Annotated in this window: 13 protein-coding genes and 3 tRNA genes; 15 read left to right on the forward strand and 1 reads right to left on the reverse strand. The window is 35.9% G+C overall.

What is annotated here, in order from left to right; all coding sequences use genetic code 11:
- Positions 1-3: 3 nt before the first annotated feature.
- Genes QY331_07730 through QY331_07745 form a run of 4 tightly spaced genes read left to right on the forward strand, consistent with a single transcriptional unit; the run spans position 4 to position 959 of the window.
- Positions 4-192 carry a hypothetical protein gene (locus QY331_07730; GenBank protein WKZ71140.1) on the forward strand — a complete coding sequence of 63 codons (189 nt, stop codon included), beginning with the start codon at positions 4-6 and terminating at the stop codon, positions 190-192.
- Entirely contained in the window at positions 189-404 is a 216-nt protein-coding gene (locus tag QY331_07735; GenBank protein WKZ71141.1) for a hypothetical protein, read from the forward strand. The genes QY331_07730 and QY331_07735 overlap by 4 nt, the downstream gene beginning before the upstream one ends.
- Positions 364-555 carry a hypothetical protein gene (locus tag QY331_07740; protein ID WKZ71142.1) on the forward strand — a complete coding sequence of 64 codons (192 nt, stop codon included), beginning with the start codon at positions 364-366 and terminating at the stop codon, positions 553-555. The genes QY331_07735 and QY331_07740 overlap by 41 nt, the downstream gene beginning before the upstream one ends.
- Positions 552-959: a hypothetical protein gene (locus QY331_07745; protein ID WKZ71143.1), complete on the forward strand. Its 408-nt coding sequence runs from the start codon at positions 552-554 to the stop codon at positions 957-959. The genes QY331_07740 and QY331_07745 overlap by 4 nt, the downstream gene beginning before the upstream one ends.
- 455 nt (positions 960-1414) lie before the next feature.
- Here the strand turns inward: QY331_07745 and QY331_07750 are convergent.
- Positions 1415-1488 (reverse strand) — tRNA-Ile (locus QY331_07750).
- A gap of 838 nt (positions 1489-2326) precedes the next feature.
- Here QY331_07750 and carA point away from each other — a divergent pair.
- The 11 genes from carA (at position 2327) to QY331_07805 (ending at position 14365) form a co-directional block, all read left to right on the forward strand.
- Positions 2327-3379 carry a glutamine-hydrolyzing carbamoyl-phosphate synthase small subunit gene (carA, locus tag QY331_07755; GenBank protein WKZ71302.1) on the forward strand — a complete coding sequence of 351 codons (1053 nt, stop codon included), beginning with the start codon at positions 2327-2329 and terminating at the stop codon, positions 3377-3379.
- A 92-nt stretch (positions 3380-3471) separates the two neighbouring features.
- Positions 3472-6663 (forward strand): carbamoyl-phosphate synthase (glutamine-hydrolyzing) large subunit, encoded by a 3192-nt coding sequence (carB, locus tag QY331_07760; protein ID WKZ71144.1) that lies wholly within the window; start codon positions 3472-3474, stop codon positions 6661-6663.
- A gap of 531 nt (positions 6664-7194) precedes the next feature.
- Positions 7195-7280 (forward strand) — tRNA-Leu (locus tag QY331_07765).
- Positions 7281-7358: 78 nt separating this feature from the next.
- Positions 7359-7433, forward strand: a tRNA-Val gene (locus tag QY331_07770).
- Between the two features lie 93 nt (positions 7434-7526).
- Positions 7527-9461, forward strand: coding sequence for a threonine--tRNA ligase (gene thrS / locus QY331_07775; protein ID WKZ71145.1), 1935 nt, complete (start codon positions 7527-7529; stop codon positions 9459-9461).
- An 11-nt stretch (positions 9462-9472) separates the two neighbouring features.
- Positions 9473-10000 (forward strand): translation initiation factor IF-3, encoded by a 528-nt coding sequence (infC, locus tag QY331_07780; protein WKZ71303.1) that lies wholly within the window; start codon positions 9473-9475, stop codon positions 9998-10000.
- 15 nt (positions 10001-10015) lie between these two features.
- Entirely contained in the window at positions 10016-10207 is a 192-nt protein-coding gene (rpmI, locus tag QY331_07785; GenBank protein ID WKZ71146.1) for a 50S ribosomal protein L35, read from the forward strand.
- Positions 10208-10221: 14 nt separating this feature from the next.
- A complete protein-coding gene (rplT, locus tag QY331_07790) occupies positions 10222-10569 on the forward strand; it encodes a 50S ribosomal protein L20 (GenBank protein ID WKZ71147.1) in 348 nt (115 codons plus the stop codon).
- 74 nt (positions 10570-10643) lie between these two features.
- The gene (gene pheS, locus QY331_07795; protein ID WKZ71148.1) at positions 10644-11633 is read left to right on the forward strand and encodes a phenylalanine--tRNA ligase subunit alpha; all 990 of its coding nucleotides are present in this window, start codon (positions 10644-10646) and stop codon (positions 11631-11633) included.
- Positions 11634-11647: 14 nt separating this feature from the next.
- Positions 11648-14050, forward strand: a complete 2403-nt coding sequence (gene pheT / locus QY331_07800; GenBank protein ID WKZ71149.1) for a phenylalanine--tRNA ligase subunit beta — start codon at positions 11648-11650, stop codon at positions 14048-14050.
- Positions 14051-14365: a hypothetical protein gene (locus QY331_07805; GenBank protein ID WKZ71150.1), complete on the forward strand. Its 315-nt coding sequence runs from the start codon at positions 14051-14053 to the stop codon at positions 14363-14365.
- The last annotated feature ends 22 nt before the right edge of the window (positions 14366-14387 follow it).

A 14387-nucleotide genomic window follows, 5' to 3' on the forward strand; every position in this document is an offset into this window, starting at 1 on the left:
AAAATGAATAGTGAAATAGCCATTATTAAATATCAAATCGGGACTTATTCCGGAACAATAGAAATTAATTGTAATGCTGATGATGAATCAGAATGGATTATAAACAGAGCAAAAAGAATCTTATTGAAGGATTTAGTTTCGCCTATGGTTTACACTTCATTCAAAATAATTGAAAGGAGGATAGTATCATGAAATACTTCAAAGCAATCTTACTCTTGAAAGGTACACCGATCAGACACTACTCCGGAACGATCTATAAAGTAGGATTGAATATTGTTGTAGATGATCCCTATGTAGTTATTCCGGTCTATAATGATTTTGGTAAAACCCAAGACTTATTCAAAAACTTCGAGGTTCTAAATAATGAAATACATCAATCAGACCAACATCAGAAAGCTAGTTAATTCACAAGGCAAAAGAGCCGGTAAAGATTTTCTTTTGCAGCTTGATATTATGATTGAGAATAAAGTAAAACAAGCTTGTGAAATTCACAATGGAGGGAAGAAAACCCTGGATGAATCAATTGCTACTTACATCGGGATTAACAAACAATGATTAAAGAGCAGAGCAATACTAAAGATTTTTGTTTGATCAGCAATAGAATTGCTCTGCTCAATTATGATCTAATTATTCCTACAGATTTTCTTGAACTTAAAACCGGACAGCAAATAAATAAAATCGGAAAACAACCACGTAAATCTTACAGCTCCACTTCGAGAGTTGATGAATTTACTTTACCTCTAACATATCGAGGAATTGTAAATTATGACGATGATCGATGGTTATGTTTCGAAGTTCCACCGGAGGGAATAGGAGGTTTTAATTTATTCAATCAACCGAGATCAGTTTGTATAATGTATATGATTTCACAAGTTGAGGATTATATCGAGTTAATTGTTCCGATGGTTAATCAAGGTGAAATCAGAATTTATAAACCTGTATTCGAACTTACTTCATAATATCCGCTTCACTTCCGGCACGGTTACAAAACAACCTGCCGCCGTTCGTTTCGCTCAGACTTAAGAACCTCAGCCGCCGGACATTGCTCAGTCATAATTTTCGCAGAGCGATCAATTCTGATTGTTTCGGACTGTTAAAGCCGTCAACAAAAATTACGCCTTCGCTCAGTAAATCTTTTTATTAGATCGTGTTATTCGTTGTCTGTGAAGTGATGCTCAGTAATACTTTTTGCATTGTTCCGCAGTTTTCCGTTTCGGTTCTGTTTGAAATTTAACCTCCACTCCAAACAGCTGCACGACAAAAAGATATTCCTTCGCCTAACATGCAAAAATACTGTGCCCTTTTTGTGTCATTTTTCACTCCAAGACAATCCAAAACAAACCATTTTGATTTTAACTTAAAGGGAAGGAGAATAAAAAAACCTCTATTAGGATTTCTAATCGAGGTTTTTGTGTGGGCCCAGATGGACTCGAACCAACGACCCTCTGATTATGAGTCAGATGCTCTAACCAACTGAGCTATGGGCCCAAAAAGAAGAGCATAAAAATAGCATAAAAGAGTTCATTTTGCAAGAATATATTCCTCTATGAACGAATTTGTGATAACACTTTTCCCGATTCCTAAGCTTCCGCCTTTGATTCTGAATAATAATACCCAATCATTCCTGGCCCATGAAATGTAATTTAAACTATTTCACTAGGCCTGACCCGTGAAATGCCTCATCTTATATTTAACCGGGTCCCTTTGACTTGATTTCTCTGTGGTACTCTGTGCATCCTCTGTGTAACTCTGTGTTACAGCTTTTGCCTTTGAATTACCCTTTTCCCTGACCCGTGAAATGCTTCATCTTATATTTCACCGGGTCCCTTTGCCTTTTCCCTTTGACTTGATTTCTCTGTGGTACTCTGTGCATCCTCTGTGTAACTCTGTGTTACAGCTTTTGTCTTTGAATTTGAATTAACTTTTCCCTGACCCGTGAAATGCCTCATCTTATATTTCACTGGGTCCCTTTGCCTTGATTTCTCTGTGGTACTCTGTGTGACTCTGTGTTACAGCTTTTGCTTTTGAATTTACCTTTTCCCTGACCCGTGAAATGCTTCATCTTATATTTCACCGGGTCCCTTTGACTTGATTTCTCTGTGGTACTCTGTGCATCCTCTGTGTAACTCTGTGTTACAGCTTTTGCCTTTGAATTTGCATTAACTTTTCCCTGACCCGTGAAATGCCTCATCTTATATTTCACCGGGTCCATTTCCCTTTGAACTTGCCATTGTTTTATTCTACATGCTGTACTATAGACTCCTAACTTCTGGATTCTGACTCCTGCTTTTCATATCTTTGTTTCCAACCTAAACGGAGTACCCCGATAGAAACAGCCAAATTAGTATTCGAAAATAATTTCTCATTAACAGGTAAATTGTTTGGAGCTGCAAAATCTGCTGCGGGGGAGATCGTTTTCAATACAGGAATGGTTGGCTATCCTGAAACTCTAACCGATCCATCCTACACCGGACAAATCTTAGTCCTAACTTTCCCTCTAATCGGTAATTATGGAATTGAAAAAGAACTTGAAGATCTCTCTTCATCATTCGAATCAAAAGGAATAAAAATTAGCGGCTTGATTATTTCCGACTACTCAAAAGACTTCAGCCATTGGTCTGCTTTCAATTCCCTCTCGAAATGGATGACAAAATATAATGTTCCCGGTTTATGCGATGTCGATACTCGTGAACTTACAAAAATACTTCGCGAAAAAGGCACGATGCTCGGCAAGATTGAAATAGAAACCGATCCGATTGAGTTCTTCGATCCAAACCATATTAATTTATTTGATAAAGTTGCTCCAAGTGATTTACAAGTCTACGGAGAAGGGAAATCAATTCTATTATATGACTGTGGGTGTAAAGAAAACATTGTAAGAAACTTAGTTGATCGTGGATATCAAGTTAAACGTGCACCGTGGAATTATGATTTTACTCAAACAGAATTTGATGCCGTACTTTTTAGCAATGGTCCCGGTAATCCGGAGATGTATCCAGAGCTAGTTAATACAGCAAAACAAATTATCAATACCGGTAAGCCGGTACTCGGTATTTGTATGGGTCATCAAATCGTTTCTTTAGCTGCGGGCGCAAGGACTTTTAAAATGAAATATGGTCATCGTAGTCAGAATCAACCAGTTATTAATAAAGTAAATAATCGTTGTTATGTAACTTCTCAAAATCACGGTTATGCGGTTGATACAAGTTCATTATCTTCTGATTGGCATATCTGGTTCGAAAATTTGAACGACGGAACAAACGAAGGAATTATCCATAAAGAATTACCCGTAATGTCGGTACAATTCCACCCGGAAGCAGCACCCGGCCCGGTTGATACTGAATTCATCTTTGATGAGTTTTTAAGTAAAATTTTATAACTGAAAAAAACATTCTACTTAGCGTCATTGCGTCTCTGCGGTTGTTTTTAATTGACTCACCGCAAAGTCGCTAAGTTGTGAAGCAAAAGTGAATGACAAACAAACCAAAAAAAATATTAATACTCGGAAGCTCAGCTCTAAAGATTGGTGAAGCCGGTGAATTCGACTATTCCGGCAGCCAAGCAATTAAAGCTCTCAAGGAAGAGGGAATTTATACCGTACTTATAAACCCGAACATTGCAACAATCCAAACATCGGAATACCTTGCCGATAAAGTTTATCTTCTTCCGGTTAACGTTGAGTTCGTCGAAAAAGTAATCATTAAAGAAAAACCCGATTCAATTTTAATCAGCTTTGGCGGACAAACAGCACTTAACTGTGGTATGGAACTACACGAAAAGGGAATATTAGAAAAATACAATGTCCAAATTCTCGGTAGTCCAATTCAAGCTGTAATCGATACGGAAGACAGAGAAAAATTCAATCATAATTTGCAATCACTCGATGTTAAAGTCGCGCGTAGTCAAGCTGTTTCTTCGGTAAAAGATGCCGTTGAAGTTGCTAATAAAATAGGGTTCCCCGTACTAATCAGAATCGCATTCGCTCTTGGTGGATTGGGTTCCGGTGTTTGCAGAAATAAAAATGAGGTTGAAGAATTAGCCGCCCGCGCTCTATCATATACATCACAAATTTTAGTCGAAGAATATCTGGAAGGCTGGCGTGAAATTGAGTACGAAGTTGTTCGCGATAAATATGATAATTGTATTACAGTTTGCAATATGGAAAACTTTGATCCGATGGGAATTCATACGGGTGAAAGTATAGTTGTCGCCCCGAGTCAAACTCTTACTAATCATGAATATCACAAACTTCGTGAAATTGCGATTAAAGTTATCCGACATTTCAAAATTGTCGGTGAATGTAATATCCAATACGCACTTGATAAAAACTCGGATGACTATCGAGTCATAGAAGTAAATGCAAGACTATCGCGAAGTTCAGCTTTAGCTTCAAAAGCAACCGGCTATCCGTTGGCTTTTGTTGCGGCAAAGTTAGCAATCGGATATGGATTGCATGAACTAAAAAATAATGTAACCAAAACAACTCCAGCTTTCTTTGAACCTGCACTTGACTATTGTGTAGTGAAAATTCCTCGCTGGGATCTAAAAAAATTCCGTAATGTTTCTAAACGTATCGGCTCTTCTATGAAATCGGTTGGTGAAGTAATGGCAATCGGAAGAAAATTTGAAGAAGCATTACAGAAAGCCGTACGAATGTTGGATATTGGAGCTAATGGAGTTGTATGTAATAATAAAAAATTCCAATTCGAGAATATCGAATCATTTCTAAAAGAACCGGGTGAGGAGAGATTGTTTGTTATCGCCCAAGCTTTCGAAAGGGGTTACTCGGTTGATCAAGTCCATGAGTTTACTAATATCAACAAATGGTTTTTGTATAAGATTAAAAATATTGTTGATCAAAAACGTATGTTGGAAATAGATCAGCGTGTTACAAAGGATTCTCTTCTTCATGCTAAAAAACTGGGCTTCTCTGATCAACAAATTGCCATCGCAATAAATAAAACTACCGATGATATCAGACAAATTCGAGTTTACGAAAACATTCATCCTTCTGCTTTACAAATTGATACGCTTGCCGCTGAATATCCTGCTAAAACAAACTATCTCTATCTTACATACAATGCTTATCATGACGATTTGGACAAAGATCAAGAGTTTAACCCGGTTATTATTCTTGGTTCCGGTCCATATAGAATCGGAAGTTCAGTTGAATTTGATTGGTGCTGTGTGAATGCTGGAAGATTTTTACGCAAGTATGATGAAAAATCGGTAATGATTAACTGCAACCCCGAAACAGTCAGCACGGACTACGATGAATTTGATTTCCTTTTCTTCGAAGAATTAACTCTCGAAACAGTTGAAGAAATTTATAGAAAACTAAACGCGCGTGGGGTTATAATTTCAATGGGCGGGCAAGTTCCTAATAATTTAGCTCTTCCCTTATTAAAGCGGGGAATAAATATTCTCGGAACAACTCCTGCAAAAATTGATCTAGCCGAAAATCGAAGTAAGTTTTCTTCTTTGTTAGATCAATTAAAAATTGAGCAACCTGAGTGGAGTGAACTTTCCGCAATTGACGATGCAATTACATTTGCAAATAAAATTGGTTATCCGGTTTTAGTTCGCCCTTCGTATGTTTTAAGCGGCGCTGCGATGGGTGTGGCTTCTAACGATAATGAATTGATTACCTTTTTACAAAAAGCGGCTGAGCTTTCTTCTGAACATCCGACTGTTATTAGTAAGTTTTTGGAAAACGCAAAAGAACTCGAGTTTGACGGGGTCGCAGCGGACGGTAAAATTATTAAATATGCAATTTCGGAACATGTCGAGAATGCTGGAGTGCATTCGGGTGATGCAACATTAGTTCTTCCGCCTCAACGGACTTATCTTGAAACGATGAGACAAATTAAAAAAGTTGCGGAGAAAATTGCATCCGCACTTTATATTAATGGACCGTTCAATATTCAATTCATTGCTAAACAAAACAATGTAAAAGTGATAGAATGTAATCTGCGTGCGTCAAGAAGTTTTCCGTTTGTTTCAAAAACCTTGAAGGATAATTTTATCGAAACTGCTGTAAAAGTTATGCTTGGTAAACCTTACGAAATAAAAGAGTCGTCTTTATTTGAATATGATTACGTTGCTGTTAAAGCGCCGGAGTTTTCTTTCACTCGACTCGAAGGAGCTGACCCAACAACCGGCGTTGAAATGGCATCCACAGGTGAAGTTGCTTGTTTTGGTGATGATTTTAATGAAGCTTTCTTGAAAGCTCTTATTTCAGTTGGATATAAATTTCCAATTAAATCCATACTAATCTCATCAGGTGCAATAGAATCAAAAGCAGAACTGCTTGAGACATCAAGAATATTATCCAACCTTGGAATTAAATTTTATGCAACTCCCGGAACGGCAGAATTTATGAAAAGTAATAACGTGGAAGTTGAAAAAGTATATTGGCCATCGCAAAAGAAAAAACCGAATGTAATAGATTTAATTAAAGCCAAAGGAATTGATCTGGTTATAAACATTCCGAAGAGTTTCCAGGAAGAAGAATTGACAAACGATTATCTTGTTAGAAGATCGGCAGTGGATTATAAAATTCCTTTATTAACAAATCGTCAACTCGCAATGAGATTAGCAGAAGCACTCGAAAAATACACACCGGATTTTCTTCAAATTAAAAGCTGGGATGAATATCTTTAAAGCATAATTCAGTAGTTAGAAGTCAGAAGCCGGAATTGAAGCTAGCGCTTTATTTTCGTTTCCCATTATTCCATCGTTCCATCGTTCCATCATTCCACTTATCAGCAATCCAAAAATCCATCAATCAATAAATCTTGAGCATTTTAGGGCGAAATCCCGATGATTTCCAATCGGGACAATATTCCCAAACCAATATCACCCCTTCAGGGTTCATGAAAGTTTTTTTCATTTGTTGTTATAAATGTTTCACCCCTAACGGGGTTTCCATTTATCCAACTGAATTCGCTAATTCATCAATCCGCAAATCCATAAATCCAATAATCCTTTACTCTTACAATCCATCAATCCAATAATCCATAAATCCATAAATCCAACAATCCGTTAATCCGCAAATTCGCTAATTCGCAAATTCCTAATCCTCTAATTTTTGAATTAAATTTTGTTGCTAAAATTGCGTCAAACATCTATATTTGTAACTCGTTTGTTTTGCAAATGAGACGTTCTTACCATATTGTTGGTAATAACCAATTTGCCGGGGTGGCGGAATTGGTAGACGCACAGGACTTAAAATCCTGTGGGCGCTCGCGCCCGTGCCGGTTCGACTCCGGCCCTCGGTACTCTTCAGTTTGAAGGTTAGAAAGTTTGAAAGTTATAAAGTCTTTATAACTTTCAACTTTTTACTTTCAACTGGATCCGGGTTCTTAGCTCAGTTTGGTTAGAGCGTCTGCTTGACGTGCAGAAGGTCATAGGTTCGAATCCTATAGAACCCACTGACATTTATAAATGATTCGTTTTCGATTTTTCTATTGAATCAAAATTCAAATTCGGAGTTTGCTCCGTTTTTTTTTATTCGGATGTTCTGTATGAATGATATAATTAAAATAACTTTTCCCGATGGTTCCGTTAAAGAATTTGAAAAAGGAATTACTCCTTATCAAATTGCCGAATCAATTTCCGGAAGATTAGCTAAGGAAGCATTAGTCGCTAAAGTTGATGGGGTCGTAAGAGATTTAAATACTGTCATAAATAATGATGCTAAACTACAAATTCTTACTTTCAACGATGATGATGGTAGACATACTTATTGGCATTCTTCATCTCACTTAATGGCGCATGCAGTTAAAGCTTTATACCCGGAAGCTAAGTTTGGTGTTGGTCCCGCTATTGACGGTGGATTCTATTATGATATCGATATCAATACTCAATTGACCGAAGAAGATCTCCCAAAAATTGAAGCAAAAATGATGGAGATTGCTGCAGAAGATAAACCGTTCGAAAGGGAAGAAGTTAAGAAAGATAAAGCAGTAAAAATTTATGAAGAAGTCGGTGATAACTATAAATTAGAAATCATCGAAGATCTTAACGAAGATGAAGAAATTATAAGCATCTATAAAGAAGGTGATTTCACGGATCTATGTACCGGTCCTCATATTCCTTCGGCTGGATTAATAAAGAATGTCAAATTATTAAGTGTCTCCGGTTCTTATTGGCGTGGTGATGAAAAACGTCAACGTTTACAAAGAATTTACGGAATCACATTCCCAAAAAAGAAAATGCTTGATGATCATCTTGCACTTTTAGAAGAAGCGAAGAAAAGAGATCACCGCAAACTTGGTAAACAATTAGATTTATTCAGCGTTCATGATGAAGGTGGTGCTGGACTAATTTATTGGCATCCGAAAGGAGCCAGAATTAGAAACACCGTAGAAAATTTCTGGCGCGAAGCTCATCAAAAACATGGCTATGATTTATTATATTCTCCTCATATCGGAAAATCATCGTTATGGGAAATAAGCGGTCATCTTGGTTTTTACAAAGAGAGTATGTACTCTCCGATGAAAATTGATGACCAAGATTATTATGTGAAGCCGATGAACTGTCCGTTTCATATAATGATCTACAAATCAAACTTAAGATCTTATCGTGAACTTCCATTACGGTGGGCAGAACTTGGTACTGTTTATAGATATGAGAAAAGTGGTGTGCTCCATGGTCTTTTAAGAGTTCGTGGATTTACTCAAGATGACGCACATATATTCTGTGCGCAAGAACAAGTTGAATCGGAAATTATCGAAGTAATTCGTTTCTGTTTATTTGTCTGGAATTCATTTGGTTTCAAAGATCTGAAGTATTATGTATCAACAAAACCTGAAAAGTCGGTTGGTGAAGATAAGTTATGGGATTTAGCTACAGAATCACTTAAAAAAGCCTTAGATCATGAATCTCTTCCTTACGAAGTTGACGAAGGTGGCGGAGCATTTTACGGACCGAAAATTGACATAAAAATTAAAGATGCACTCAATCGTGAATGGCAAATGAGTACAATTCAATTTGATTTTAATTTGCCAGAACGCTTTGATATGACATATATTGGTGAGGACGGTAAAGAACACAGACCGTTTATGGTTCACCGTGCTTTACTCGGTTCACTTGAAAGATTTTTTGGCGTAATGGTTGAACATTACGGCGGAGCATTCCCAACATGGCTTGCTCCCGTTCAAGCTGCGGTAATTCCGGTTTCCGAAAAATTCTTGGATTATGCAAGAGATGTGAAAAACAAGTTAAAAGAACAAGGTTTATTCGTCGAACTCGATGAGCGTAATGAGAAAATAGGATATAAAATTAGAGATTGGGAAACTCAGAAAGTGCCTTATATGTTAATTGTTGGCGAAAAGGAAGTTTCTGCTAATACGGTTTCTGTTAGAAAACATGGACAAGGCGATCAAGGTTCGGTTGACTTAAATAAATTTATATCAGATATTAACGACGAAATAAAAAACAAAACAATTAACAATTAGAGAGGTATTTCATCGCCCAAACAAATCACAGAGTAAACCGGGATATAAGAGTACCGCAAGTTAGAGTTATTGATCCCGAAGGAAATCAACTTGGAATCTTAACTCCGCAAGAAGCTTTAAAAGAAGCTGAAAAAAGAGGACTTGATTTAGTTGAAATCGCGCCTCTTGCAAAACCTCCGGTTTGCAAAATTATTGATTATGGTAAATTTATTTATGAACAGCAGAAGAAAGAAAAATTAGCTAAAAAAAATACTCAAACGACTGTTCTTAAAGAAATTAGACTTCACCCTAATACTGATACACATGATGTTAACTTTAAAGTTCGTCATGCTGAAAAATTCTTAGCCGATAACAACAAAGTTAAGGTTGCTGTTATTTTTAAAGGCAGAGAATTGGCTTATAAAGAACAAGGTGAAGAACTGTTAAAAGAATTTATCAGTCATCTTGAAGATGTAGCTAAAATTGAACAAGAAATAAAATTTGAGGGTAGAACGATGTTTACTATTCTAGCACCTCAAAAAAGTAAATCAAAAAAATAATAGGAAGGTGTTACAATGCCTAAAATGAAAAGTAATCGCGGAGCTTCTAAGACCTTCAAGAAAACAGGTTCCGGTAAGATCAAAAGAAACAAGGCTTTTAAAGCCCACATTCTTACCAAGAAGACAACAAAAAGAAAAAGGAACTTGAGAAAAGCTACTTTAGTGGCTGCTTCCGATTCAAAACGTGTTAAAATAATGATTCAATAAGGAGTTGAAGAACTATGCCTAAAACAAGTAACAACGTAGCCTCCAGAGAACGTAGACGTAAAGTTCTTAAAGCGGCTAAAGGTAATTGGGGTGCGCGAAGTAAGGTTTATACCGTCGCCAAAAATACCGTTGAAAAAGGTTTATCCCATGCCTACAGAGATCGTAAACTCAAAAAAAGAGTTTATAGAAGATTGTGGATCGCCAGAATTAATGCTGCTGCCAGAATGAATGGTACCACATATTCAAAATTAATCCATGCTCTTAATGATAAAGGTGTGGATATAAACAGAAAAGTCCTTGCTAATTTAGCTTTAGAAAATCCGCAGGCTTTCTCTGAAATAGTTAAATTTACAATGAACTAGTTTTTACCCTCTTCGGGGATTTATTATTCTTATTTCCCCAAGAGGGTATTTCTTTATATTAACGGATATGACTTATGCAGGATCGAATTAAAGAACTAGAACAACAATTCAACTCAGAGTTAGCGCAAGTATCAAATCTTAAATCACTCGAAGAACTTCGTATCAAATTTCTCGGCAGAAAAGGTTCAATCACCGCATTGTTTGATGAATTCAAAGAACTGCCTCGAGAAGAAAAACCCAAATACGGACAAGTTCTAAATCAGCTTAAAAATTCTACCCAAAACAGTTTTGATGAAAAGAAAAATTTATTAAGTGAAAAAGAAAAATCACAGAAGGAATTTGTTGATTTATCTTTGCCTGGAATTAAAAATAAAATTGGTACAAAACACATACTTACGCAGACTCTCGATGAAATGAAATCAATCTTTAAAGTTCTCGGTTTTTCTGTCTATGAAGGTCCGGAACTTGAATCTGATTATTATAATTTCGAAGCACTAAATTTCCCCGATGATCATCCCGCTCGTGATATGCAGGATACCTTTTTCGTGAACAAAGATTTTTTGCTGCGGACTCATACTTCACCGGTTCAAATTAGATTGATGCAAAATAAGAAACCACCTCTTCGTGCAATTATGCCGGGTAAGGTTTTTAGAAATGAAGCAATAAGTGCTAAAAGTTATTGTCTGTTTCATCAACTTGAAGGACTTGTTGTAGATACCGACGTAACATTTGCCGAACTGAAAGCAACGGTTGTTCATTTTGTAAAACAATTTTTTGGTGAAGATGTAAAGTATAGATTTCGTCCAAGTTTCTTCCCGTTTACCGAACCAAGTGCAGAAGTTGATATTTGGTGGCAGCCGACTGGTAAAGAAGGTAGATGGCTTGAAATAATGGGCTGCGGAATGGTTGATCCAAATGTTCTCGAAAATTGCGGAATTGATTCCGAAAAATATACCGGTTACGCATTCGGTATGGGTGTCGAAAGAACTGCAATGCGTAAGTACGGAATAGATGATATTCGTACATATTTTGATAATGATAAACGATTTCTTGTACAATTCTAATTGTGGAGTAAGTTGTGAAAGTTTCACTTAAATGGTTATCCGAATACATTGATCTTAGTGATATCTCAGTTGAAGAAGCCGCTGAAATAATTACTAAAGCCGGACTGGAAGTCGATGAAATAATTGATAACAGAAAAGTTTTCCAAAACTTTGTTGTTGGTTATGTTAAAGAGAAAAAGAAACATCCCAACGCAGATAAACTTTCTTTATGTGTTGTCAATGATGGAAATGAAGATTTTAATGTGGTCTGCGGTGCTCCAAATGTTGATGCCGGACAAAAAATCGCCTTCGCAAAAGTTGGAGCAATTATTCCGAACGGTCAATTTGAAATTAAAAAAGCTAAAATTCGTGGTGAAGTTTCTTTGGGTATGATTTGTTCAGAAAGTGAACTCGGTATTAGTGATAATCATGATGGAATTATTGTGCTCGATCCTTCATTAAAGGAGGGGACTGATTTAGCTAAAGCACTTGGACTTGATGATGTAACTTTTGAAATTGATCTAACTCCAAATAGAGCTGATGCATTAAGTCATATCGGTATTGCTAGAGATTTAGCAGCTTCACTTAATCGCCAATTCAAATTACCTCATTTCCAATTGAACGAAATTGAAGATGAATCTTCATCGTTTGCAAAAGTTTCTATAGAAGATGCCGAAGGTTGCCCACGTTATATCGGCAAAGTTGTCCGTGATGTCAAAGTTCAAGAGTCTCCGGAGTGGTTAAAGAAAAAATTAACAAGTATTGGTTTGCGACCAATTAATAATGTTGTTGATGTTACAAATTTTGTCCTCTATGAAATAGGTCAACCTTTGCACGCATTTGACCTTGATGTACTCGAAGGAAATGAAATAGTAGTGCGCCAAGCCGGAAACGATAAAAAGTTTATCACACTCGATTCGAAAGAAAGAGAATTAGAAAATAATGACTTAATGATTTGTGATAAGCACAAACCCGTTGCAATTGCCGGAATAATGGGTGGAGAAAATTCCGAAGTTACCACAAAGACAAAAAATATTTTGATTGAGTCAGCTTATTTTAATCCGTCAAGAGTTAGAAAAACTGCAAGAAGATTGGCTCTTTCAACAGATGCGTCATACAGATTCGAACGCGGAACCGATATTGAAATTACACTATGGGCCGCACAAAGAACTGCACAATTAATTGCTGAACTTGGAAACGGTAAAATCTGCAAAGGTGAGCTTGATGTTTATCCAATTAAATTTACTCCAAAAGTTGTTGATCTTAGGTTTGCCAGATTGAATAAAATTTTGGGATTTGAAATTGATTCAAGTAAAGCGACAGATATAATTAAAAATCTCGGTATAAAAGTATTAACAGTCGATGAAGAAAAATTGACTGCGGAAATTCCGGCTTTTAGACCGGATATCGAAAGAGAAATTGATCTTATTGAAGAAGTCGCAAGAATAAATGGTTATGATAATATTCCCGATTTCGATCATATAAAAGTTGCACTTGATAAACATATCGATCAATCAAAATATGTTGATGAACTTAGGAATAAATTAACAGCACTCGGTTTCAATGAAATTGTTACAAATAGTTTATTAAATGAAGATAGAGCAAACCTTTTCGGTAAACCGATCAGTTTAATGAATCCGCAAAGTAAAGAAATGTCACATTTGCGTACATCATTAATTCCCGGAGCATTGACAACAATTTCAAATAATTTAAAAGTAAGAGAAAATAATCTATCGCTTTTTGAGATCGGTCATACTTTTCAAAATATCGGTAAAGGTGTTATTAAATCATTTGATGATATAGCAGAAAATGAAATGCTGCTAATGGTTCAAACAGGTAAATTAATAGAAGATGAATGGTACGCTAAAAATAATGATTCATCACTGTTTAGTCTTAAAGGATCAATTGAAGAACTTTTCAGTAAATTGAAAATCTTAACAAATCTTGATGTAAATCTTGAAGCAAGCAAAGAAAATTCAAAAAATATTTTTACATATTTATACAAAACTAAAATAGTCTGTTCAATTGGTGAGCTAGATCAAAAACTACTCAAGTTGTATGATATCGAGCAGCAAGTATTCTTCGCTGAAATAAACATCGGCATATTGAAATCAATTGAATTAGAGGAAAAGAAGTTTTCACCACTATTAAAATTTCCTAAAATTATACGTGATTGCGCTTTTGTGCTTGATCAGAAAATCGTAACATCTGACGTCGAAAAAACAATTTACCAGGGCAGTTCTAAACTATTGAAAAATATAAAGTTATTCGATATCTTTGAAAGTGATAGCTTAGGTGAGGGTAAAAAAAGTCTTGCATTTCAGTTAGAGTACTTTGATCAAAATAGAACATTAACTGAAGAAGAAGTAGAAAAAGATTTTTGGAACGCTATCGAAACTGTAAAAACAAAATTTAACGCTCAATTGCGTGGAGGCTAATTGCCCGAATCCACTAAATATGATTTTTTTATGGATGAGCTTTCATCTTTAGAAAAGCAGATCTATAAATTTTTACAAAAAAATTCAGACACGACAGAAGAGAATAAAGCTCTTCAAAAAAGAATTAAACAATTAGAAAAAGAAAATGAGGTATTAAAACTAAAAGTAGACGATATAGAAGTGAAATTAAATAATGCTTTCATCGATACTGAAAATTCGCAATTCAGCGGATTGTTTAACGATGAAGAAAAGATTCAACTTAAAAACAAGATAAACGATTTAATAACAAAAATTGATTTTCATTTACGCTCTTAAAAAATTTGTTTGTATGGCGGAA

The sequence above is a fragment of the Melioribacteraceae bacterium genome (assembly GCA_030584085.1).
Classification (GTDB): Bacteria; Bacteroidota; Ignavibacteria; order Ignavibacteriales; family Melioribacteraceae; genus SURF-28.

Coding starts and splice junctions, on each gene's coding strand:
- QY331_07740 (WKZ71142.1), top strand. CDS start 364: ATGAAATACATCAATCAGACCAACATCAGAAAGCTAGTTAATTCACAA.
- carB (WKZ71144.1), top strand. CDS start 3,472: ATGACAAACAAACCAAAAAAAATATTAATACTCGGAAGCTCAGCTCTA.
- thrS (WKZ71145.1), top strand. CDS start 7,527: ATGAATGATATAATTAAAATAACTTTTCCCGATGGTTCCGTTAAAGAA.
- QY331_07735 (WKZ71141.1), top strand. CDS start 189: ATGAAATACTTCAAAGCAATCTTACTCTTGAAAGGTACACCGATCAGA.
- rpmI (WKZ71146.1), top strand. CDS start 10,016: ATGCCTAAAATGAAAAGTAATCGCGGAGCTTCTAAGACCTTCAAGAAA.
- rplT (WKZ71147.1), top strand. CDS start 10,222: ATGCCTAAAACAAGTAACAACGTAGCCTCCAGAGAACGTAGACGTAAA.
- QY331_07730 (WKZ71140.1), top strand. CDS start 4: ATGAATAGTGAAATAGCCATTATTAAATATCAAATCGGGACTTATTCC.
- pheS (WKZ71148.1), top strand. CDS start 10,644: ATGCAGGATCGAATTAAAGAACTAGAACAACAATTCAACTCAGAGTTA.
- QY331_07745 (WKZ71143.1), top strand. CDS start 552: ATGATTAAAGAGCAGAGCAATACTAAAGATTTTTGTTTGATCAGCAAT.